Annotated in this window: 17 protein-coding genes; 5 read left to right on the forward strand and 12 right to left on the reverse strand. The window is 57.2% G+C overall.

What is annotated here, in order from left to right:
- Nucleotides 1-3 precede the first annotated feature (3 nt).
- The 9 genes from I6G83_RS02060 to I6G83_RS02100 form a co-directional block, all read right to left on the reverse strand.
- Nucleotides 4-798: a MaoC/PaaZ C-terminal domain-containing protein gene (locus I6G83_RS02060; protein WP_054306159.1), complete on the reverse strand. Its 795-nt coding sequence runs from the start codon at nt 796-798 to the stop codon at nt 4-6.
- The gene (locus I6G83_RS02065; protein ID WP_054306160.1) at nt 788-2,050 is read right to left on the reverse strand and encodes a beta-ketoacyl-[acyl-carrier-protein] synthase family protein; all 1,263 of its coding nucleotides are present in this window, start codon (nt 2,048-2,050) and stop codon (nt 788-790) included. The genes I6G83_RS02060 and I6G83_RS02065 overlap by 11 nt, the downstream gene beginning before the upstream one ends.
- A complete protein-coding gene (locus I6G83_RS02070) occupies nt 2,043-3,443 on the reverse strand; it encodes an efflux transporter outer membrane subunit (RefSeq protein WP_054306161.1) in 1,401 nt (466 codons plus the stop codon). Before I6G83_RS02070 ends, I6G83_RS02065 begins: the two co-directional genes overlap by 8 nt.
- The gene (locus I6G83_RS02075; protein WP_054306162.1) at nt 3,440-5,389 is read right to left on the reverse strand and encodes an ABC transporter permease; all 1,950 of its coding nucleotides are present in this window, start codon (nt 5,387-5,389) and stop codon (nt 3,440-3,442) included. Before I6G83_RS02075 ends, I6G83_RS02070 begins: the two co-directional genes overlap by 4 nt.
- Nucleotides 5,389-6,543, reverse strand: coding sequence for an efflux RND transporter periplasmic adaptor subunit (locus I6G83_RS02080; RefSeq protein WP_138111795.1), 1,155 nt, complete (start codon nt 6,541-6,543; stop codon nt 5,389-5,391). The genes I6G83_RS02075 and I6G83_RS02080 overlap by 1 nt, the downstream gene beginning before the upstream one ends.
- A complete protein-coding gene (locus I6G83_RS02085) occupies nt 6,543-8,687 on the reverse strand; it encodes a peptidase domain-containing ABC transporter (protein ID WP_054306163.1) in 2,145 nt (714 codons plus the stop codon). The genes I6G83_RS02080 and I6G83_RS02085 overlap by 1 nt, the downstream gene beginning before the upstream one ends.
- Before the next feature lie 22 nt (nt 8,688-8,709).
- Nucleotides 8,710-9,657 carry a lysophospholipid acyltransferase family protein gene (locus I6G83_RS02090; RefSeq protein WP_054306164.1) on the reverse strand — a complete coding sequence of 316 codons (948 nt, stop codon included), beginning with the start codon at nt 9,655-9,657 and terminating at the stop codon, nt 8,710-8,712.
- On the reverse strand, nt 9,657-10,331 hold the full coding sequence (locus tag I6G83_RS02095) for a thiol:disulfide interchange protein DsbA/DsbL (protein WP_054306165.1): 675 nt from the start codon (nt 10,329-10,331) through the stop codon (nt 9,657-9,659). Before I6G83_RS02095 ends, I6G83_RS02090 begins: the two co-directional genes overlap by 1 nt.
- A gap of 183 nt (nt 10,332-10,514) precedes the next feature.
- On the reverse strand, nt 10,515-10,715 hold the full coding sequence (locus tag I6G83_RS02100) for a DUF4762 family protein (protein WP_072186116.1): 201 nt from the start codon (nt 10,713-10,715) through the stop codon (nt 10,515-10,517).
- Between the two features lie 473 nt (nt 10,716-11,188).
- Here I6G83_RS02100 and I6G83_RS02105 point away from each other — a divergent pair, with 473 nt between their 5' ends.
- The 3 genes from I6G83_RS02105 (at nt 11,189) to lldD (ending at nt 15,209) form a co-directional block, all read left to right on the forward strand.
- Nucleotides 11,189-12,109, forward strand: a complete 921-nt coding sequence (locus tag I6G83_RS02105) for a LysR family transcriptional regulator (RefSeq protein ID WP_054306166.1) — start codon at nt 11,189-11,191, stop codon at nt 12,107-12,109.
- A gap of 333 nt (nt 12,110-12,442) precedes the next feature.
- Nucleotides 12,443-14,023, forward strand: a complete 1,581-nt coding sequence (locus tag I6G83_RS02110) for an L-lactate permease (protein ID WP_054306167.1) — start codon at nt 12,443-12,445, stop codon at nt 14,021-14,023.
- Nucleotides 14,024-14,069: 46 nt separating this feature from the next.
- The gene (gene lldD, locus I6G83_RS02115) at nt 14,070-15,209 is read left to right on the forward strand and encodes an FMN-dependent L-lactate dehydrogenase LldD (protein ID WP_054306168.1); all 1,140 of its coding nucleotides are present in this window, start codon (nt 14,070-14,072) and stop codon (nt 15,207-15,209) included.
- A gap of 35 nt (nt 15,210-15,244) precedes the next feature.
- Here the strand turns inward: lldD and actS are convergent, their stop codons facing one another.
- Complete coding sequence (gene actS, locus I6G83_RS02120) at nt 15,245-15,988, reverse strand: amidase activator ActS (RefSeq protein WP_054306169.1); 744 nt, start codon at nt 15,986-15,988, stop codon at nt 15,245-15,247.
- 140 nt (nt 15,989-16,128) lie between these two features.
- Between actS and I6G83_RS02125 the strand changes: the two genes are divergently transcribed.
- Nucleotides 16,129-16,767, forward strand: a complete 639-nt coding sequence (locus tag I6G83_RS02125) for a glutathione S-transferase family protein (RefSeq protein WP_054306170.1) — start codon at nt 16,129-16,131, stop codon at nt 16,765-16,767.
- Nucleotides 16,768-16,805: 38 nt separating this feature from the next.
- Here I6G83_RS02125 and I6G83_RS02130 read toward each other — a convergent pair whose 3' ends face one another.
- Both I6G83_RS02130 and I6G83_RS02135 read right to left on the reverse strand, forming a co-directional pair.
- Entirely contained in the window at nt 16,806-18,233 is a 1,428-nt protein-coding gene (locus I6G83_RS02130) for a heavy metal sensor histidine kinase (RefSeq protein ID WP_054306171.1), read from the reverse strand.
- The gene (locus tag I6G83_RS02135) at nt 18,230-18,901 is read right to left on the reverse strand and encodes a heavy metal response regulator transcription factor (RefSeq protein WP_054306172.1); all 672 of its coding nucleotides are present in this window, start codon (nt 18,899-18,901) and stop codon (nt 18,230-18,232) included. The genes I6G83_RS02130 and I6G83_RS02135 overlap by 4 nt, the downstream gene beginning before the upstream one ends.
- 139 nt (nt 18,902-19,040) lie before the next feature.
- Between I6G83_RS02135 and I6G83_RS02140 the strand changes: the two genes are divergently transcribed.
- Complete coding sequence (locus tag I6G83_RS02140; protein WP_054306173.1) at nt 19,041-19,664, forward strand: DUF5666 domain-containing protein; 624 nt, start codon at nt 19,041-19,043, stop codon at nt 19,662-19,664.
- The last annotated feature ends 4 nt before the right edge of the window (nt 19,665-19,668 follow it).

The following is a 19,668-nucleotide window of genomic DNA, read 5'->3' on the forward strand; positions in this document are numbered from 1 at the left end:
GTCTTACCGTTGTGCATAACTCGCCGTTTTTAACGTTATCGCACTTGCCACTAACGGGCTTTGCGGCGTCCAGCACTGCACATCTATCCTCACCACCAGCCCGCTGTCGCCATCACCAACAACCAGCGGCGGCAAGATGGCATAAGACAACGTATCTTCAGCGGAAAATAGTACGCCGGGCGTCAACAAACCGGCGTTGAAATGCACATCATGATGCGTTTGCACCACCGACAGTTGCGCAAACACATCAATCAGCGTCCGCGCCTGCAGTGCCGGCAATCGTTGTTTTATTGCCGACAAGATTGCCGCCGATGACACGATGCGTTGGAACAACAGCGCATCCAAAAAGCTCCACTGCAGCAGCGGGTCCCCCGGAAAACGCCGGCCAAGCACCTCAACATCCCGCCGCTCCAGACGCTGGATAGGGGCAGCATCCGCGATGTCAAACGCCGCCGCAGGGAGTAATTTGGCGCTGAAACAGCACTCATCGTTGCTCTCATCCAACAGTCTGCCGCTTGCCTGATGTTCCGTTGTGGCAACGTCCAGGCGATAATCAAGATCGCAGCGTACCGGCTGCCGCAATCGGGCGCTAAAGCGGAAAAAATGCGCATCCGACGACGCAGGCCGCAACGCCTCGCTCAGAGCCTGCTTCATATCCAGCATCGCACGCATGCCGTGCACCGTCAGCCGCTCACTGCCAAGCTTGCGCGCCCATTGCAGGTCAAAATGTATCGGGTTGTAGTCACCGGAAAATGCCGCCCACTGCTCCGCATCGTTACGCGTATAGTTAAACCGCATCGTTCCCCCTGCCAATCACCAGTGCCGCATTGGCGCCGCCAAAGCCGAAACTCAGGTTTAGCGTATTGTGCAGCGTCGCCGCACGGTGACCTTCGCTGATGTAATCCAGATCGCAGGCCGGATCGGGATTTTTCAGGTTACAGGTCGCCGGCATCAGCTGATGTTCCATTGCCTGCAAGCAGATAATCGATTCAAAGCTGCCGGCGGCGGCAATCAGGTGGCCGGAATATGACTTGGTGCTCGATAGCGGCGTGGTATAAGCCGCTTTACCAAAGGCCAGTTTGATCGCCTCGGTCTCATTCAGATCGTTCAGCGGCGTCGATGTTCCGTGTGCATTGATGTAATCCACGTCATGCACCCCGATACCGGCCTGCGCCAACGCCCGCCGGATGGTCTTTACCCGGGCGACCTTATCGTCGGCCGGCGCGGTAAAATCAAACGCGTCGGAATAGTTGCCGTAGCCCTTTATCTCGCCGAGAATCACCGCGCCGCGCGCCAGTGCGGCATCACGCTCTTCCAGGCACAGCACCGCCGCGCCTTCCGAAAGCACAAACCCGTTACGGTCCAGACTGAACGGGCAACAGGCTTTGGCGGCATCCTGCTGCTCACGCGCCAAAGCGCGCAGCACATCAATATCCCACACCGCCGGATCGGAGCGCAGCGATTCACCGGCCCCCGCCAACATCATGCTGGCGCGCCCATAACGGATCGCCTCAAACGCTTCGCCGATAGCGATAGTGCCGGTCGCGCAGGCGGCGATCGGCGTATTCTGATAGCCGCGCAGTCCCCACAGCAAACTGCAGGCGGCGGTCGCAACGTTTGGCATGGAAAGGAAACAGGCAAAGGGCGACCCTAACCCGCTGCGCTGATACATATCAAAATTGTCGTAACTTTCATCCTGCCCGGCCCAGCCGCTGCCGATAATCGCCCCGCACTCCAGCGGATCGTAGTAATCAACGGGCGCTGCCCCCTGAAAGGCCATCTCGACGGCTTCTTTGGCCGCCCCGAGCGCCAAACGCGCAAAGCGCGGCAGGCGACGGCGAATCGCCGCCGGTACAGACTTCAGATCTGGCTCTGACGCAACCAGCCCAAAGAAGCGCGACTGAATCCCTGCGGCGGAGCGATCGTGATATTGATAGCCCAGCCGCTGATCCATTATTGCCGCCCAACTCTGCTGCGCATTCTCTCCCAGCGGCGTTACCGCGCCATAACCGGTGACCACCACCCGACGTGGCGAAGACATATTATTCATGAGCATTTCCCTCTGTCCTTTCGTCCTTATCCACTGCGCCCCCCAATGCCAACCATAATTTCATCGTGGCGTTCAGGTAGTTGTATTGCATGTCCGCCAAACTGTTTTCACTGCTCAAGCGGGCATCCTGCGCATCAAGCAATGTCTGCAACGACACCGCACCGGCGCGGTATTGGCTCTCGGCCAGCGTCAGCCGCTGCCGGCTTAGCCGCAGGTTTTCCTGCATACGTCGTTTCTGCCGCTGATAGCTCAACCGCTGCGCCATGGCGTTATCCACATCAGAAAGCGCGTTATACACCGCGCTGCGAAACGCCACGATCTGCTGCTGCACATCAAGCTGAGCTTTTTCTGCCGTAAGCCTCATGGTGTTCCACTGTACAAAAGGCAAGGCGACGCTGCTGCCCAAGGCTCTGACCGGCTGACTGAACCACTGCTGAAACAGGGCGCTGCCGGCGCTCAGCGAGGCCGTCAAAGAGAGCGACGGATAAAAATTAAGCCGTGCGGCATCAGAGCCGGCCAGTGCGGCGCGCAGGCGCCTTTCCGCCCCCTGCACATCCGGCCTGCGACCGATGACTGCCAGTGGTACGCTGGCGGCGATCGGCACTTCCTGTTCAGCATCCAGCCCAGGGCGCTCCGGCTGACGCATATCCGGCGAATTATTGAATAAAATAGCCAGGGCGTTACGCGCCGCTTCACGCTGCTGCTGCAGATTTTGCTGCTGATTTTCCCGATCGATAATGGATTGACGCGCCTGTAAAAGTTCTATTTGACTGGCAGCGCCGGCGGCATGACGAGCCTGCACCAGACGAAGCGTTTCCCGCGCGTTGTCCATCATCCGTTGCTGCACATCAACCTGCTGATTAAGCCTGGCAATTTGCCAATAATAATCAGCGGTATTGCCAATCAGCGTCAGCGCGACGTTTTGCCGATCCTGCTCGGTAGCCTGCACCAGCCAGCTCGCCTGTTCACGCCTGCGCGCCAGTTTCCCCCACAGATCCAGCTCATAACTCAGGCTCAGTGAGCTGTGGTAATCTTCGCTGGCGCCGCCGCCGCGCACGTTCTTGCTATTGCTGGCGCCGCCGCTCAGCGTCACGTCCGGCGTCAAATTGGTATTGGTCAACCCGGCTTCCAAACGCGCCTGCTGCAACTGCAGCCCCGCCTTCGCCAGATCGTTATTGCTGCTTAACACGCGCGTGATTAACTGCGAAAGCTGTGGATCGTTGAAGCTATCCCACCACCGTTCACTACCGGCCAAATAAGCCGGCCCGGTAATTTCCGTACGCCACTGCGCCGGAACCGCTACCTGCGGCTGCTGATATTCGCTCTTCACCAGCGCGCCACAGCCGGACAACATCAAACAGCCCAACAGCGCCAAGGTTTTTCTCTGTCTCATTCGCGCGCCAGCGCCTCCGTAGGGTGAAGCCGCGCCGCATTGCGCGCGGGGAAAAAGCCGAATCCCAGCCCGATCAGCGCAGAGAAACCGCAGGCCAGCGCAATCGGCGGCCAGGTAAAGAGCATGGTGAACTCGTCGGTAAACCAGGAGAACATAACGCCCGCCAACATCGCGCCGGCGATGCCAACCATCCCCCCCAATGTGCAGATCACCATCGCCTCAATTAAAAACTGGCGCATGATGTCCAGCGGCCGGGCGCCGACCGAGAGGCGAATGCCGATTTCATGCGTCCGTTCGGTCACGGACACCAGCATGATATTCATCACGCCAACCCCACCGACCAGCAGAGAAATACCGGCAATTGCGGTGATCAGCAGCTGCATGGAGTCAGACGCCTGCTGAATGGTCTGCGTCATCTGATCGTTGGTTTGCGTAAAGAAGTCGCGACGGCCGTGGAACATCTCCAGCTGCAGCTCTACGTCTTTTTGCGCCTGCGCCAGCGCATAGCCGTCGACCACCCGCAATGAGATGGACTCCAGCGGCGCGTCACCCGCCAGGCGCTCCTGTAATGAGGTATACGGCACCCAGGCGTTAAGCCGCCCGCCCATAAACGCCCCCTTCTTCACCGCAACGCCGCTAACGCGAAACGGCGTGCCGCCGATTTGCACGATCGCACCAAGCGGTTGCTCATCGTCTGGGAACAGGGTTTTCGCCAGTTCGGCATCAATAATCACCACCGGTTCGCGTTCATCGAGGTCGCGCCTGGTTAACGCATTACCGCTGAGCAACGTCACCCCCTGCACGTGAAAATAGTCCTCGCTGACGCCGGAAAGCGATGTCATCACCTGCTTTCCTCCGCGGATAATGCTGATATATTTGTTGATTTGCGGCGAAATCGCGTCGATATAGGGCTGCTTCGCCAACATCTCTACGTCGTCTATCGTCAGCGAACGTTCAAAATCGGGACGCGGCTTATCCCAGCCCAGACCGGGCCGTATCTCCATGGTGCTGGTGCCCAGCTGGCTGATCTTATCCAGAATGCTCTGGCGCGCGCCTTCCCCTACGGCGATGGCGGATACCACCGATGAGATGCCGATAATAATGCCGAGCATCGATAAAAAAGCGCGCACCCGGTGGCCCAACAGCGAGCGCCAGGCCATGCGCACGGCCTCGCGTACGCCTTGCCACAAAGGTGCGCGGCCGGTTGCCGTTGCCGCAGGCAGCGTCTGCGGCTTAGCGCCTTGAGTGACGCTGTCATTCTGGCGATCGGCAATAATTTCACCGTCGCTGATCTCAATAATGCGCTGCGCCTGTCTGGCAACGTCGCGATCGTGGGTCACGATGATGATGGTATGGCCGCTCTGATGCAGCGAATGCAATATTTCCATCAGTTCCTGACCGCTGCTGCGGTCCAGCGCCCCCGTCGGCTCATCGGCCAAAATAATTTCGGCGCCGTTCATCAGGGCCCGGGCAACGCTGACCCGCTGCTGCTGACCGCCGGAAAGCTGGGCAGGCTTGTATGCCATGCGATGCGGCAACCCCAGCCGCTGTAACAAATACTCGGCCCGCGTCTGACGCTCGCCCGCCGGCATCGCGGTATACAGCGCGGGAATCGCCACATTCTCCGCGGCGTTCAGATAGGGCATCAGGTGATAACGCTGAAAGATAAAACCGATGTACTGGCTGCGCAGCTGGGCCAGCTGTTCGCCGCTGGCCGACTGCGTAGAGACTGATTTGATACGCATTTCGCCCGACGTCGGATTATCCAGACAGCCGATAATATTCATCAGGGTCGATTTGCCAGAGCCTGAGGCACCGACGATCGCCACCATTTCTCCTGCATTAATCGTCAGCGAAATATTTTTCAGCACCGCGACGGTTTCCGGACCTGACGAGAAATGGCGTGAGATATTATTTAACGCAATGATAGGCTCCGCAGCGGCCATTATTGCCCCCCTGCTATCTGCGTCAGCACCACGTCTTCCCCTTCTTTCAGCCCGCTTTTCACTTCGATGAACTGCCGGTCGCTGATGCCGGTGACGATCGTGCGCGCTTCAAGTTTCGCGCCCCGCTTGACCTGAACCTGATAACGCTCTTTCCCCTGCGGTTGCCCCAGCGCCGCCAGCGGGATCCGCAAGACATTTTTCTCCTGAGCGGTGATGATAAACACCTGTGCAGTCATCGACGTACGCAGCTGACGCTCAAGGTTGGCAATGGCAAATACGCCGTTGTAGTACACCGCCGTCGGCTGCTGACTGGAAGAGGAGGCCGGGCTGTCTTCCCGCAGCGCCTCATTCGGCGCTTCCTGGATTGAACCCATTACGCTGTCATAGCGGCGTTTGGGATCGGCCACCACGTAGAACCACAGCGGTTGCCCGACGCGTACTTTCAAAATATCGGTTTCAGAGATGCGGGTATGCACCGTCATGGTGTCGGCGTTCGCCAGCACCAGAATCGTCGGCGCGCTCTGCGACGACACGACCGTCTGTCCCTCTTTGGTGACAATCCCCAGCACTTCGCCATCAATAGGCGCCAGAATGCGGGTATAGCCCAGGTTGGCCTTGGCCGTCTCCAGCGCCATTTCCATTTGTACGATTTGCGCTTCGTTCATCCGCACCTGGGCAACCTGAGTGGAATACTGCGCCTGCGCTTTTTCCAGATCGCTTTTCACCCCGGCACCCTCGCGATCCAACTGACGTTGGCGCTTTAACTCCAGCTGATACTGCTGCAGGCTTGCTTCTGATGCCTGCTTCTGCGCGACCGCGCTTTGCAGTTGAGCCTGCGACTTGCGCACTTCATTTTCCTGCAGCGTCGGGTCAATTTCGGCAAGCAACTGACCTTTGGTCACGCGGTCACCCTGTTTGACATACAGCCTGGTCAGCTGACCATTAACCTGTGCACCGACGTTAACCTGCAGCGACGGCTTAAGAATACCGGTCGCCAGCACGGTTTTTTCAATATCTCCCCGGCTGACGGCGGCAGTCGGCATCGACGCTTGTTCTGCCGAGCCGCGCAGAGAGAAACTGACGACTGCGGCGATAGCCAACGCCAGCAACAGCAGCAGTACCAGAGCAGCCTTGCGATTTTTTCGTACCAGCATCAGCAGACCTCGCCACACAGCGTCGCTGACGGTATCGGGCGCACCGTTGATGGCGTCAGCGCCGCGATCCGGCCTTCCGCTATCCGATAAACCCGATCAAACTTCGGCAGCACGCTTTCACTGTGGGTAACCGTAATCAGGGTTTTTCCCTGTTCCCTGCAGTGCGTCAGCAAGGTATCCATCACCTGCTGCGCCGTCTCTTCATCCAGGTTGGCGGTAGGTTCATCCAGTACCAGAATCGGCCGATTGCTGTACATGGCGCGCGCCAGCAGCAGGCGCTGACGCTGCCCCAGCGACAACCCGGCGTGGCTTTCACGAATCAGCGCGTTCATGCCGCCCGGCAACCTGGCAATCGCCGGCTCCAGATTAAGGCCGCGTAAAGAGTGCTCGATACGCGCTCTCCGGCTTTCATCAAAGCCTTCATCAAACAGCGTGATATTTTGCAGCACAGAGGCATTAAACAGGATATCTTCCTGACTTTGCAGGAAAAATAGCGCGTGCGCCTGACGGTAATCAATCGGGGCGTCGTCAACGACGATATCGCCCTGCTGCGGCGGCATCAGGCCGCACATCACTTTCAGCAGCGTGCTTTTACCGGCGCCGGACTCGCCGACAATGGCAACGCTCTCCCCCCGCCGCAGCGAAAATGACATGCCTTGCAATACCGGTTGCTGGGCGTCATAGGCGAACACAATATTGTGGTAAACCAGGCTACGGGCAAATGGCGGTACGGCCGCCGGCATCGACGCAGTTTCTGCATCTGCCGGGAACAGGTCGCGCGCACGTTTGTCGATCACGTGCAGCTGGTTTTTTTGCAAAATGGCGAAGAAGATTTTGGTGATGTAGGAGGTAAAAATCTCCCGCACGAAGCTATAGGCAAAAAACTCCCCCAGGCTCAATGCGCCGCTTTTCAGCAAAGGCAGCGCCAGCAGCATAAAGAACACCATCTCCAGGCTGCCGATCAGCTGATAGATACTGCCCTTGATCTGCTCATAGATTTTTTGCTTTTGCCGGCAGGTAAACAGCGACAACGCATACTGGGCAAACGCCCCTTTGCGCAGGCTGGCCAGTCCGGCAGATTTGATGGTGGAGAACCCCTGGATGGTCTCCAGAATAAAATCGCTCTGCTCGGCGCTTTTTTCCTGTAGCTGCTGGGTATAGTAACGGTCGCGGTAAATGGCCCATACGCTGACCAGCCCCATCATCGTTACGCCGACGACGGATACCAGCGCCAGCAGCGGGCTCATATAACACATCACCCCCAGCGCGATCGCCCCGACGATCCAGTCGGTACGCAGGCCGTTATCCAGCTCTATCTTTTGTCCGGCGGCCGACTGCCAGTTGGCAAAACGGCTGAAAATCTCGCCGGGCGCGCGTTTATCAAAAAAGTTTAACGAGTTGGCTAACAGCCTGGAAAAACCAGCCACGCTGTTGAGTACCACAAACCGTTTGATAAAGCGTTCGGTAATCAGCCGTACGCCAAAGGCCAGCGAGGTGGAAATAACAAACGCCAACAGGTAGTAAAAATAAGGGAAGTCGGTCTCACCGGCGCTCGAAAAGACATCATTAATCGCGCTGCTGACCATCACTGGCATGATAAACAGCGTCAAAGAAATCAGAAATGCCAGCGTCATCAGGCGGTAAATGCCCGGCAGGCGCGAGGTTTCCCGCATGCTCATGCACTCCAGCGCGCTGAAACGCTGACTGCGCTTCACGCCGGCCAGCGCGGCGGCATCCGGTTGCGTTTCATGATCCAGCACCAGCGCATAGCCGCTGATTTCCTGTTTGAGCGCCTCCAGCGGCAATAGCTGCTGCCCGATCGCCGGGTTCATCACGCAGACGTGATTGCCCTTACGATAGGCCAACAAAACGTAATGGCTGGCGCCGTAGTGCAAAATTGCCGGCAGCGGCAGTTCCGCCAACTCCTGATGCTCAAAGGAGACCGGATAGGCAGGAATCGCCAGCTCGCCGAGGATGGTGGTTAAGGTCGCCAGCGACATCCCATGCTGGGAGGCTGGAAAACGCGTGCGCAACTCTTCCAATGGCGCATCAATGCCCTGGGTTTCCGCCAGCATCGCAATACAGGCCAGGCCGCATTCGTTGGTTTCGCTTTGAAACACCTGCGTCGGGATTATCTTTTCCATGATCTCTTTTTACAGTTCCAGGTTATTCATTGATAAAAAACAACGAATGCGCATGCCAGAGCATCCAGTCCTCAGGACGCTGCCGCAGTGCGGTTTCAATAACCTCAGGCAGAGCCTGTGGCAGTGCGGCTGCCTCTACCGGCGGGAAAATATGAATTCTGATACCGCGGTCATAGTAGAGGTAATAAAACACCACGCTGGCGGACAGCGCGCGCGCCAAACGCACCACGCCGCTGTGCACGTTGGCAGGACGGTCGAACAACCGACAAGGCAGTTTCGCCGTTCTGGCGCGGTTGGTGGTTACCGTGTAATCTGGCGTAATATCAGGAAAGATAATGATATTTCTCTGATTGTCGGCCGCATCCATCAGGGAGGACGTCAGGTTGCCGGCAATAGCGCGCTTATCATCATGAATCGAGCAGTAATCCAGATTAACGCCGCCCTGCCTGCGCGCCTGCTCCTGATACACCTCAGCGCCGGACGATACGATCACCGTCGCTTTACCGGGGGATACTTCGCCGCCCACCATCCCGGCCAGAATATCGGAAATCATATGCAGCGGCGCCAGTATCACCGGGGAACCGGCGGCATGCAGCGGCGCAACAACCTGATTCAGTTGGGCGCTGCAGGACGCCATCTCCGCCAGCAGTTGAGGATTGCGCCCGTAGGTCGCTGCCAGTTCCAACACCTGCCGGCGACGCATCTGACGAATAAAGTCCACCTGCGGTCCGTCGCCTAGCAGGGAACGCTGATTGGCGCGCGCCACTGCGGCGCGCCCCCGCAGCCCGCGATTGACGAACGGCAGCCAACGGCTGGCCTCGCTCACCGCCAATGTCAGACGGTAGTCGGTATGCCGCAGTATCAGACACAGCAACCGAGCACGCAGCCAAAGCACCCGATGCCATTGGCCGATCGCACGGTCCCACAGGTTACAGGCGCTCAGGTAAACCCATACCGCAAAGAAACGCATTACGGTTCCTGCGGGCTATCGTTTTTCAGCAGCGACAGCAGCTTTTTGCTAAAGGTCGGGAAATCGCTATCCTGCTGAGCCAACCATTTTTTATTAACGATAAAACTCGGCGTCGCGTTCACTTTGTAGTAGCTGCTCACCGCCGTCATATAAGCCAGCAGATCCTTGGCGTCCTGCGACTGGCTGGCGCTGCGATAGTCCGTACGATCGATGCCGTTATCCAGCAGCCATTGCCCCAGCTGCGCCGGGTCGCTGAGGTCCTGGCGTTCTTTGATAATCGCCTGGTAGGCGCTTTCACGGTATTTATCTTCCAGCCCCATCACCGACAGCGTGGCGAACAGCGGCGCATAGGCGGACAGGCCGCTGTTTTGCGGGTTGCCGATATGCAGACGGACCAGCTTGCTGCCCGGCGGCAGCTGAGCTTCGAGGTCTTTCACGTTATTTTCATTAACCGCGCAGTAGTGGCAGCCGTAAGAGAAAATCTCGACAATCGTATTTTCATCGGTTAACGGGCTATTTTTAATCTGCTCATCGCTGATAAACGTCAGCGCCGGTACGTCATCGTCACTATGCGCCCCCATCACAAAATAATGGATGTAAGCGGTGGTGATCAGTGAAGAAACTACAATAATAAATAGTGTATAGACTATAAGGGCTAATGGCTTTTTAAACATAATTATTCATCCTGAAAGCAAACGAGAGTCCATCAAATTCAATAAATATATAAAAAATTACAGAGATTTATTTTTAGAGCATGTTTATATGCTTTAAGTCCAGCAACACAAAAAGCGGATGCGGCAAAGCGTGCCACATCCGTAATTTTTAACATCAATTCATATCTGTTATCAAAAAATCAATTAGCCATCTTTGCGACATTGTTTACTGTCAACTGCCGGCATAGACGTTTGGTGTACCTTACCATACTTGTCAGTACAGGTACGTATCATGGTACATACCTCATTTGGCTCCGTTCCAACCCATTCAAAGCTGTCAGTGCAATTTTTTTTGCACTTGCCGCCAATCACCGCTTCCGCTGCCAGCAGAGTTACTTTTTTCATTACTATATCCTTATGTTTAACTGCTACAAATTACCATTACTTCATCCTGAGGGGGATGATTATTTTTAACAAACGTGAAAATAACCCACATTTATTAAAATGCAGTTTCCTATTTATGGAATTATTGGTGTATGAAAGTTAAAAGAATAATAACCATCAGGAATACGTATATCAATAAGATTTTCATCTAACCATTAAGTCATAACCTACTTTGACGCAGTAAGAATGCAGGATATTTCTCACAAAAAACCAATAATCAGAACAAAAAACAAAATAAATGCAGATTTATAGCTATATACAACACATAAATACAGAAAGGATTATTCTTGCATAATCTCTATGAATCTTAGGATGCGTTCTGCTCCGACCAGTTAGCCAGGCAACCCGGTTAAAACGTCTCCGTAATGGTTTGCTTCCCCATCGTCAGCCCGTACACTATCCGCCACTGCATTAATACAGGACATCCGGCCGCTATGTTGCCAACCCATGAATACGCCAACGATCTGATACTCTTCGCACTTATCGTCGATTGCGGCTCATTCAGTAAAGCGGCGGAAAGCGCCGGCATCACCAGCTCGGTCATCAGTAAACGGATCGGCAAGTTGGAAAAATCGCTCGGCGCCCGCCTGCTGTACCGCACCACCCGCAGCCTGACGCCCACCGAAAGCGGCGCAATGCTATACCGCCACGCCAAAACCCTGAGCGTGCAAATGCAGGAAGCGCTGTATGCCGTCAGTGAAAAAAGCGAGGCGCTGACCGGCACGATACGGATGTCGGTACCCACCATTTCCGGCGAACTGCTGCTCAGTGAAAGCGTCGCCGAGTTTTGCGCGTTACATCCTGAGCTCAAGGTTGAAATGCGGCTGGAAAATCGCTTTGTCGACCTGGTCAACGAAGGCATCGATTTAGCCATTCGCACCGGCACCATGCCTGACTCCAGCCTGATCGCCAGGCATATTCTGGATTCTCGCTGGGTGATCGTCTGCTCATCCGCTTACCTCAAGCAGCATCCGCAGCCGCAGACCACTACCGATCTGCTGGCGCATAACTGTCTGACCTATACCTATCAGGAAAGCGGCACCGCCAACTGGCTGGTCAAACAGCCGGGCCACGATGCGATCCAGGAACTACAGGTTAACGGCAATCTGTCCGCCAATAACGCCCGCGCCATTCGCAAAGCGGTGATCGCCGGCCATGGCATCGCGATGGTTCCCCGCTGCATGGTGTATGAAGATTTGCAGGATGGAAAGCTGGTGGAAATATTAGCCGGCCACTGCGGAAAGGTGCTCGGCGTCTATGCCGTTTACCCCTACACGCGTAATTTACCGTTAAAAACCCGCCTGCTGATCGAACATATCATCAGCAGCTATAAAAAAATCAGTCATTATTTTTGAAGGCCGTCACGTTATTTCCCGCCTTGCTGCCGCAAACGGGCATTTGATTAGGCGATTTTAGGCGATAATCTATGGCTAATTAACGCCTAATAAATGTGATTCCGCGCGTTTATCACACAAAACAACGCATTAACCCAATGATTTAAAACAAGATAAATACCTCATCTTTTTCCTTTCCCCTCCACTCTTAACTGCCTGGCACGCCTGCTTCGCAAATGTTGCAAAAATGCAACATAGAACATCGAATAATGTTGTGATTAGAATAATGTCGTCGCAGATATTGACGTTTTCCGCTCACCCTACCGCATAAAAATAATAACCGCTGAGGATCCTATGTCCCTGTTTTTCAGTATCGCTCCGATCATCTTATTGATATGGATGATGACGAAACACCAAGGCGTCCCCGCTTATATTGCTCTGCCGTTAACCGCCCTGGTGGTCTATGCCTTACAGCTGCTGTGGTTCAACGGTGATTTACTGCTATTACATGCCAATGTGATTACCGCGCTGGTGGCGGTTTTCACCCCGATCACCATTATCGCCGGCGCCATTTTGCTCAATAAGCTGATGCAAATCAGCGGGGCGGAAAACGTGGTGCGCAATTGGCTGGAAAACATCAGCCCCAACCCTGTCGCCCAGCTAATGATTATCGGCTGGACATTTGCTTTTATGATTGAGGGGGCCAGCGGCTTCGGCACGCCGGCCGCCATCGCCGCGCCAATTCTGGTTGGGCTGGGATTCAACCCGTTGCGCGTTGCCATGCTGGCGTTGGTTATGAACTCGGTGCCGGTCTCTTTCGGCGCGGTAGGCACGCCAACCTGGTTCGGCTTTGCCAACCTGGGGCTGAGCGACGCCGACCTGCTGGAAATCGGCCGCCAAACCGCGTTGATCCATACCGTCGCCGGACTGATCATTCCGATTTTGGCACTGCGCTTTATCGTTTCCTGGCAGCAGATCCGCCAAAACCTGCCGTTTATTCTGCTGAGCGTGCTCAGCTGTACGCTGCCTTACCTGTTGCTGGCGCAGGTTAACTACGAGTTTCCGGCGCTGCTGGGCGGTGCCATCGGCCTGACGTTATCGGTGCTGCTGGCCCGCGCCAATATCGGCCTGACACGCGACAGAACTCCGTCCACCGCTCAGCCGGTTCCCTTTGCCCAAGTATTGAAAGCTATGGCGCCGACGCTGCTGCTGATCGTGATTCTGATCGTCACGCGCATTCACCAGCTGGGGCTGAAATCCCTGCTTAACAGCACCGCCCTGCTGTGGCAGGGCAGCCTGGGCTGGCTTGGAGAACTCAGCATCAGCAAGGCGCTGATTATCGAACTGCAGCAGGTATTGGGCACCAGCGCCCAGGCCGCCTATAAAACGCTGTACGTGCCGGCGCTGATCCCTTTCCTGCTGGTGGTGTTACTCGCCATTCCGCTGTTCAGGTTAAACAGACGGCAGGTAGGCCAGATCTTCGGCGCGACCACCCGCAGCATCGGCAAGCCGTTTATCGCGTTGCTCGGCGCGCTGATCATGGTCAATCTGCTGATGCTGGGCGGGGATAACGCGCCGGTAATGATTATCGGCCGGGCGCTGGCCGACGCCACCGGCGCCAGCTGGCTGCTGTTTTCCGCCTTTCTCGGCGCGCTCGGCTCGTTCTTCTCCGGTTCAAATACCGTCTCCAACCTGACGTTCGGCAGTATCCAGCACTCCATCGCCGTCAGCAGCGGTTTGAACGTCAACCTGACGCTGGCATTGCAGTCCGTAGGCGGCGCGATGGGCAATATGATTTGCCTGAACAATATCATCGCCGTCTGCTCAATCCTCGGCATTACCCAGGCCGAGGGCAAGATCATCAGAAAAACCGTACTGCCCATGCTGGCCTATGGCGCGATCGCCGCCGGCATGGCGCTGATACTGGCATTCTGAGCGAAGCACAGTAAGTTTAAGTTAACGATAAAGTAAAGGACGCATTATGATCATCTCCGCTTCAACCGACTACCGGGCCGCAGCACAGGCAAAACTTCCGCCTTTTCTGTTCCACTACATTGATGGCGGAGCCTATGCTGAGCACACGCTGCAGCGCAATACGGCGGATCTGGCCGATATCGCCCTGCGCCAGCGCGTGCTGCGCAATATGTCCGAGCTGAGTCTGGAAACCACCCTGTTCGGCGAAAAGCTGGCGATGCCGGTAGCGCTGGCGCCCGTCGGCCTGACCGGCATGTACGCGCGGCGCGGTGAAGTACAGGCGGCGCGCGCGGCCGCCAACAAAGGCATTCCCTTCACGCTGTCGACCGTCTCGGTTTGCCCGATCGAAGAAGTCGCGCCGGCCATCAACCGGCCTATGTGGTTTCAGCTGTATGTGCTGAAAGACCGCGGCTTTATGCGTAACGCGCTGGAACGCGCGCAGGCGGCCGGGGTGAAAACGCTGGTCTTCACCGTCGATATGCCGGTGCCCGGCGCCCGCTATCGCGATGCGCACTCCGGCATGAGCGGCCCGAATGCCTCCATGCGCCGTATCCTGCAGGCGATGACCCATCCGCAATGGGCGTGGGACGTCGGCATTAACGGCAAACCGCACGATCTCGGCAACGTATCGGCCTATCGCGGTACGCCAACCAGCCTTGAGGACTATATCGGCTGGCTCGGCGCCAACTTCGATCCGTCAATTTCCTGGAAAGATCTGGAGTGGATCCGCGAGTTCTGGCAGGGCCCGATGATCATCAAAGGCATTCTGGATCCTGAAGATGCCAAAGACGCCGTGCGCTTCGGTGCCGACGGCATTGTGGTTTCCAACCACGGCGGCCGCCAGCTGGACGGCGTGCTGTCCACCGCCCGCGCCCTGCCGGCAATTGCCGACGCGGTCAAAGGTGATATTACCATTCTGACCGACTCCGGCATCCGCAATGGGTTGGACGTGGTGCGGATGATTGCACTGGGCGCCGACAGCGTGCTGCTGGGGCGCGCCTTCGTGTATGCGTTGGCGGCAGCCGGCGAAGCCGGGGTCGCGAACCTGCTGGATCTGATTGATAAAGAGATGCGGGTAGCGATGACGCTGACCGGCGCCAAAACCATCGGCGAAATCACCCGCGATTCGCTGGTTAAGGCGCTGTAAAGCAGACGGGGCCGGGCAAATGCCGGCCCCGATGTTCAGCAGGAAGGAACACGCCCCTGCGGCGGTAAGTAGCGCAGCGGATCCAGCGCCGTCGCGCGATAGCGAATCTGGAAATGCAGGCGAACGGAATTGGTGCCGCTGCTGCCCATGGTGGCAATTTTCTGCCCGGCTTTCACATTCTGGCCGTTACGCACCAGCGTGGTGTCGTTATGCGCATAGGCCGAGATGAAATCTTCGCCGTGCTTAATCATGATCAGATTGCCGTAGCCACGCAGTTGGTTACCGACATACACCACCTTGCCCTTGGAACTGGCGTATACCGGCTGGCCGCGACGGCCCGCAATATCGATGCCCTTGTTCCCGCCGTCAGTGGTGGAGAAACGGGCGACGATCCTGCCGTCGGTCGGCCAGCGCCAGCAGCGGGATACGCCCGGCGGCGGCGTGCTTTTCGTCAGCACACTGCCGCCGGATTTGCGACTGGTGCTTTTTGCCGTCGCGCCGGGGCTGACTCTTAATTTTTGTCCGACCGCCAGGCTATAAGGCGGGCGGATATTGTTGGTGCGCGCCAGCGTACTGACTTCATTGCCGGTAATCCAGGCGATGTAATACAGCGTATCGCCGCGCTGGACGGTATAGGTGCTGCCGCTGTAGCTGCCTTTAGGCAATTTATCATAATCACGGTTGTAGTTATTTTTGCCTGAACAACCCGCCAGCAACAGGCCAAGCGTCAGACACACCGCCAAACGGCGCCACACCGCAGATATGTTCCCTCTGCTCAAAACCTATCCTCAATCAGCCGTATGTCAATAATGGTATACGCAAGGTGCATAATAACCGTCTATGTTAACACCTGAAAACGGTCAGTCAAAAAGCGGGCGGCCCCATTAGCGGGCATTCATTTTACACGAAGGACAGGTTCATGCTGGAAGTTTGGGGAAGAAAAAGCTCATCCAATGTACAGGCGCTTATGTGGTGCATTGGCGAGCTGGGTTTACCGTATCAAAGACATGACGTCGGCCACCGGTTCGGCGGCACGGACAGCGACGAATTTTATGCGCTGAACCCGAACCGCACCATTCCCGTACTCCGGGATGGCGACCTCCCGCCGCTGTGGGAAACCGGCGCCATCCTGCGCTACCTGGCAAACCGTTATGCGCCGGACGAATTCTGGCCCGCCGACTTAATCGCCAGAACCCATGTAGACCGCTGGATGGAATGGTCAAAGCTTAACGTGGCGCTGCTGTTTACCGCGCCGATCTTTTGGCGCGTGGTGCGTACTCCCGCAGCTGAACGCGATCCCGCTGCGATCGGCCAGGCGCTGCAGGCCTTTGAGAACAAACTGATGATTGCCGAACCGCTCCTCGCAGGCCAGACGTTTTTGGCTGGCGACACATTTTCCGCCGCGGATATCCAATTCGGGCACGTGCTGTATCGTTACTACGATATAGACATCGACCGACAACCACTGCCAAACCTGCGCAGCTACTACGATCGGCTGACGGAACGCCCCGCCTTCCGCGAACACGTTATGGTGTCTTACGAAGAACTCAGGGCTTAAGACGCCGCTTTATCCAAGGGGGAATATCCCCTTACCCGTCACATCTGTCTCTGCGGCTGGGCCGGAAAGGTCAGGCTGAAAACGATGCGGGCGGCAGGCGGCTGCGGAATACATTGGGCGCTTGCCTCGCCGTCATGCAGCGTCATAATGGCGCGCACAATGGACAGGCCAAGCCCGCTGGCCTGGCTGCTGCGTGCGGCATCGGCGCGGTAGAAGCGATCGAACAGTTTATCCAGGTGCGCGGCGTCAATGGGCGGCCCCTGATTGATTACCCGCACCACCCGTTCGTCGCCCTCCGTACCGGCCCACAGTATGATGTGGCTATTCTCATCGGCATAACGCACCGCGTTGGCGACCAGATTGCTCAGCGCCCGCTGAAACAGCATGGCGTCGGCCCACAGCCGGCCGCCTCCCTGACACGCCAGGTGAATACCGCGCTCTTCCGCCAGGCCTTCGAAGTAATCGGCCACCCGCTGCAGCTCCGCCGCCATATCCAGCGTACGGTAATTCAGCGCAGAGTGCGCATTGCCGGCACGGGCCAGAAACAGAATATTCTCCACCATGCGCGAGATGCGCTCCAGCTCCTCCATATTGGTGGAGAGCAGGGTTTCATACTCTTCCACGCTGCGGGACTGGTAAAGCGCCACCTGGCACTGCCCCATCAACGCCCCTACCGGCGTGCGGATCTCATGCGCCAGATCGGCGGAAAACTGCGTCAGGCGCTGGTAGCCTTCGTTCAGCCGGTCGAGCATGGCGTTGAATGATGCAATCAGCTGCTGCAGCTCCTGCGGCGCGCCCTGCTCGCTCAGTCGGGTTGACAGCGTGCTGGGCGCAATCGCCGCCGCCTGCGCCGCCATGCGTCTTAACGGCCGCAGCTCACGCCGCATCACCCAATATCCCAGCAGCGCAATCAGCACGAAGGCCATCCCCACCGCCGCCAGCACGCGCCACAGGTAACGCGCCAGCATTTTCTGCTCGTTGGCCATCACATGGGCGACGGAAATCTGCAGGACGCTGCCGTCCTCCAACCGCACCAGCGCCGATGCCAGCCGGATCGGCACGCCCTGCGGCGTCTCCCCGCCGCGCACTGCCGCCAACCGCTGTGGCTGGCCGACCGGCGTCGGCACCACCGGCGGCAGCGTCAGCTTGGCCGGGTTTACGTTGATTAACGGTTTTTGCCCCTGCAGTTGGAAAATCAATACGTCCTGCTCATTACCCAGCATGTTTTCAAACAGCCCGGTATTGGCAACCAGCCGCTCCACCAGAAAACGCTGGCTCAACAGTTTGCGGTAATAGTCGATGCGCCCGGTCACCTGCAGATCGCTGCGGTTAACCATTTCCTGGCGCATCGCACCGTACAGGTAACCGCCGGCAGCGCTGACCACCAGCGCCGCCACCACGGCGAACAGGATGGCGCTGCGCAGCGTCAGCGACATCGTCCGCCAGCGCTCGGCCAGCACGCTCACGGGCGCGCCTCACAGACGTAGCCGATACCGCGCACGGTATGAATCAGCTTGGTCGCAAACGGCCGGTCGATTTTGGCGCGCAGCCGCTTGATGGCGACATCCACCACGTTGGTGTCGCTGTCAAAATTCATATCCCAGACCTGAGAGGCAATCATGGTGCGCGACAGCACTTCCCCCTCCCGCCGCGCCAGCAGATGCAGCAGCATAAACTCTTTATTGGTCAGCGGAATCAGCGTTTCCTGACGCGTTACCCTGCGCCGCAGCACATCGATGTGCAGGTCGGCAATCGCGTAGTGATCGGACTCACGCACCGTGCCGCGACGCAGCAGCGTTCGCAGGCGCAGCACCAGTTCGGTAAAGGAAAACGGTTTGACCAGGTAATCGTCGGCGCCCAGCTCAAGGCCGTGGATCCGGTCCTGCACGCCATCGCGCGCCGTCAGGAACAAAATCGGCACGTCGCTTTTCTTGCGCAGCACCTCAATAATCTGCCAGCCATCAATCCCGGGCAGCATCACGTCCAGCACGATGGCGTCGTAGCCATGCTCCAACGCCCGGAACAGACCATCGGTGCCGTTACGCGCCAGATCAACGCCGTATCCGGCCTCTCCCAGCCCCTTTTTCAGGTAGTCGCCGGTGCTGGTATCGTCTTCAACCACTAATATGCGCATTCTCGCCACCTCATTCCACCTGCCAACAGATTAGCAGTTTCCGCCAGAAGACTTGATGACATTAATGTCATCAAACAGACATGGTGCTGTCCCAATCCTTCAACCATGCTTAATCGGCAATCAACCACAGGAGAACATTATGCTTACTCAACGTCGTATTGCCGGTTTACTGCTGTCCAGCCTGCTGATGTGCAGCGGCATCGCCGCCGCCCAAATGCCCGGCAAAGTCATCGCCCCGCTGCGCGGCACTATCGATCAGGTTTCCGATAGCAGCCTGCAGCTGACCGACCGTAAAGGGGAAAAAGTCAGCGTAAAACTCAACGACCAGACCAAAGTGCTGAGCGTATCGAAAGGCTCAACTGCCGATATCAAACCCGACAGCTTTATTGGCACCGCCGCCGTCCCGCAGGCCGACGGCAGTTTAAAAGCGCTGGAGGTGCACGTCTTCGCCGCCAGCCTGCGCGGTTCCGGTGAGGGCCACTCCCCTTGGCAATCCGCCGATGGCAAAGTCGATACCATGACCAACGGCACCGTCGGTAAATTGGTGAACGCCAACGGCCGCACCCTGACGGTCAATTACAACAACCAGCAGAAAACCGTCATCGTGCCGGACGGCACGCCGATTGTGACGCTCGATCCCGGCGATCGCAGCCTGCTGAAGCCCGGCGCGCATATCGTGCTGTTCTCCGCCACTGACGACAAAGGTGAACGCGTCGCCACGCGCATTTCTGCCGGTAAAGACGGTACCGTGCCGCCGATGTAATGCG

The sequence above is a fragment of the Serratia rubidaea genome, from assembly GCF_016026735.1.
Lineage (GTDB): Bacteria > Pseudomonadota > Gammaproteobacteria > Enterobacterales > Enterobacteriaceae > Serratia_B > Serratia_B rubidaea.

Coding starts and splice junctions, on each gene's coding strand:
- I6G83_RS02105 (WP_054306166.1), top strand. CDS start 11,189: ATGTTGCCAACCCATGAATACGCCAACGATCTGATACTCTTCGCACTT.
- I6G83_RS02065 (WP_054306160.1), bottom strand. CDS start 2,050: ATGAATAATATGTCTTCGCCACGTCGGGTGGTGGTCACCGGTTATGGC.
- I6G83_RS02110 (WP_054306167.1), top strand. CDS start 12,443: ATGTCCCTGTTTTTCAGTATCGCTCCGATCATCTTATTGATATGGATG.
- I6G83_RS02140 (WP_054306173.1), top strand. CDS start 19,041: ATGCTTACTCAACGTCGTATTGCCGGTTTACTGCTGTCCAGCCTGCTG.
- lldD (WP_054306168.1), top strand. CDS start 14,070: ATGATCATCTCCGCTTCAACCGACTACCGGGCCGCAGCACAGGCAAAA.
- I6G83_RS02125 (WP_054306170.1), top strand. CDS start 16,129: ATGCTGGAAGTTTGGGGAAGAAAAAGCTCATCCAATGTACAGGCGCTT.
- I6G83_RS02135 (WP_054306172.1), bottom strand. CDS start 18,901: ATGCGCATATTAGTGGTTGAAGACGATACCAGCACCGGCGACTACCTG.
- I6G83_RS02095 (WP_054306165.1), bottom strand. CDS start 10,331: ATGTTTAAAAAGCCATTAGCCCTTATAGTCTATACACTATTTATTATT.
- I6G83_RS02090 (WP_054306164.1), bottom strand. CDS start 9,657: ATGCGTTTCTTTGCGGTATGGGTTTACCTGAGCGCCTGTAACCTGTGG.
- I6G83_RS02060 (WP_054306159.1), bottom strand. CDS start 798: ATGCGGTTTAACTATACGCGTAACGATGCGGAGCAGTGGGCGGCATTT.
- I6G83_RS02100 (WP_072186116.1), bottom strand. CDS start 10,715: ATGAAAAAAGTAACTCTGCTGGCAGCGGAAGCGGTGATTGGCGGCAAG.
- I6G83_RS02070 (WP_054306161.1), bottom strand. CDS start 3,443: ATGAGACAGAGAAAAACCTTGGCGCTGTTGGGCTGTTTGATGTTGTCC.
- I6G83_RS02075 (WP_054306162.1), bottom strand. CDS start 5,389: ATGGCCGCTGCGGAGCCTATCATTGCGTTAAATAATATCTCACGCCAT.
- I6G83_RS02080 (WP_138111795.1), bottom strand. CDS start 6,543: ATGCTGGTACGAAAAAATCGCAAGGCTGCTCTGGTACTGCTGCTGTTG.
- I6G83_RS02085 (WP_054306163.1), bottom strand. CDS start 8,687: ATGGAAAAGATAATCCCGACGCAGGTGTTTCAAAGCGAAACCAACGAA.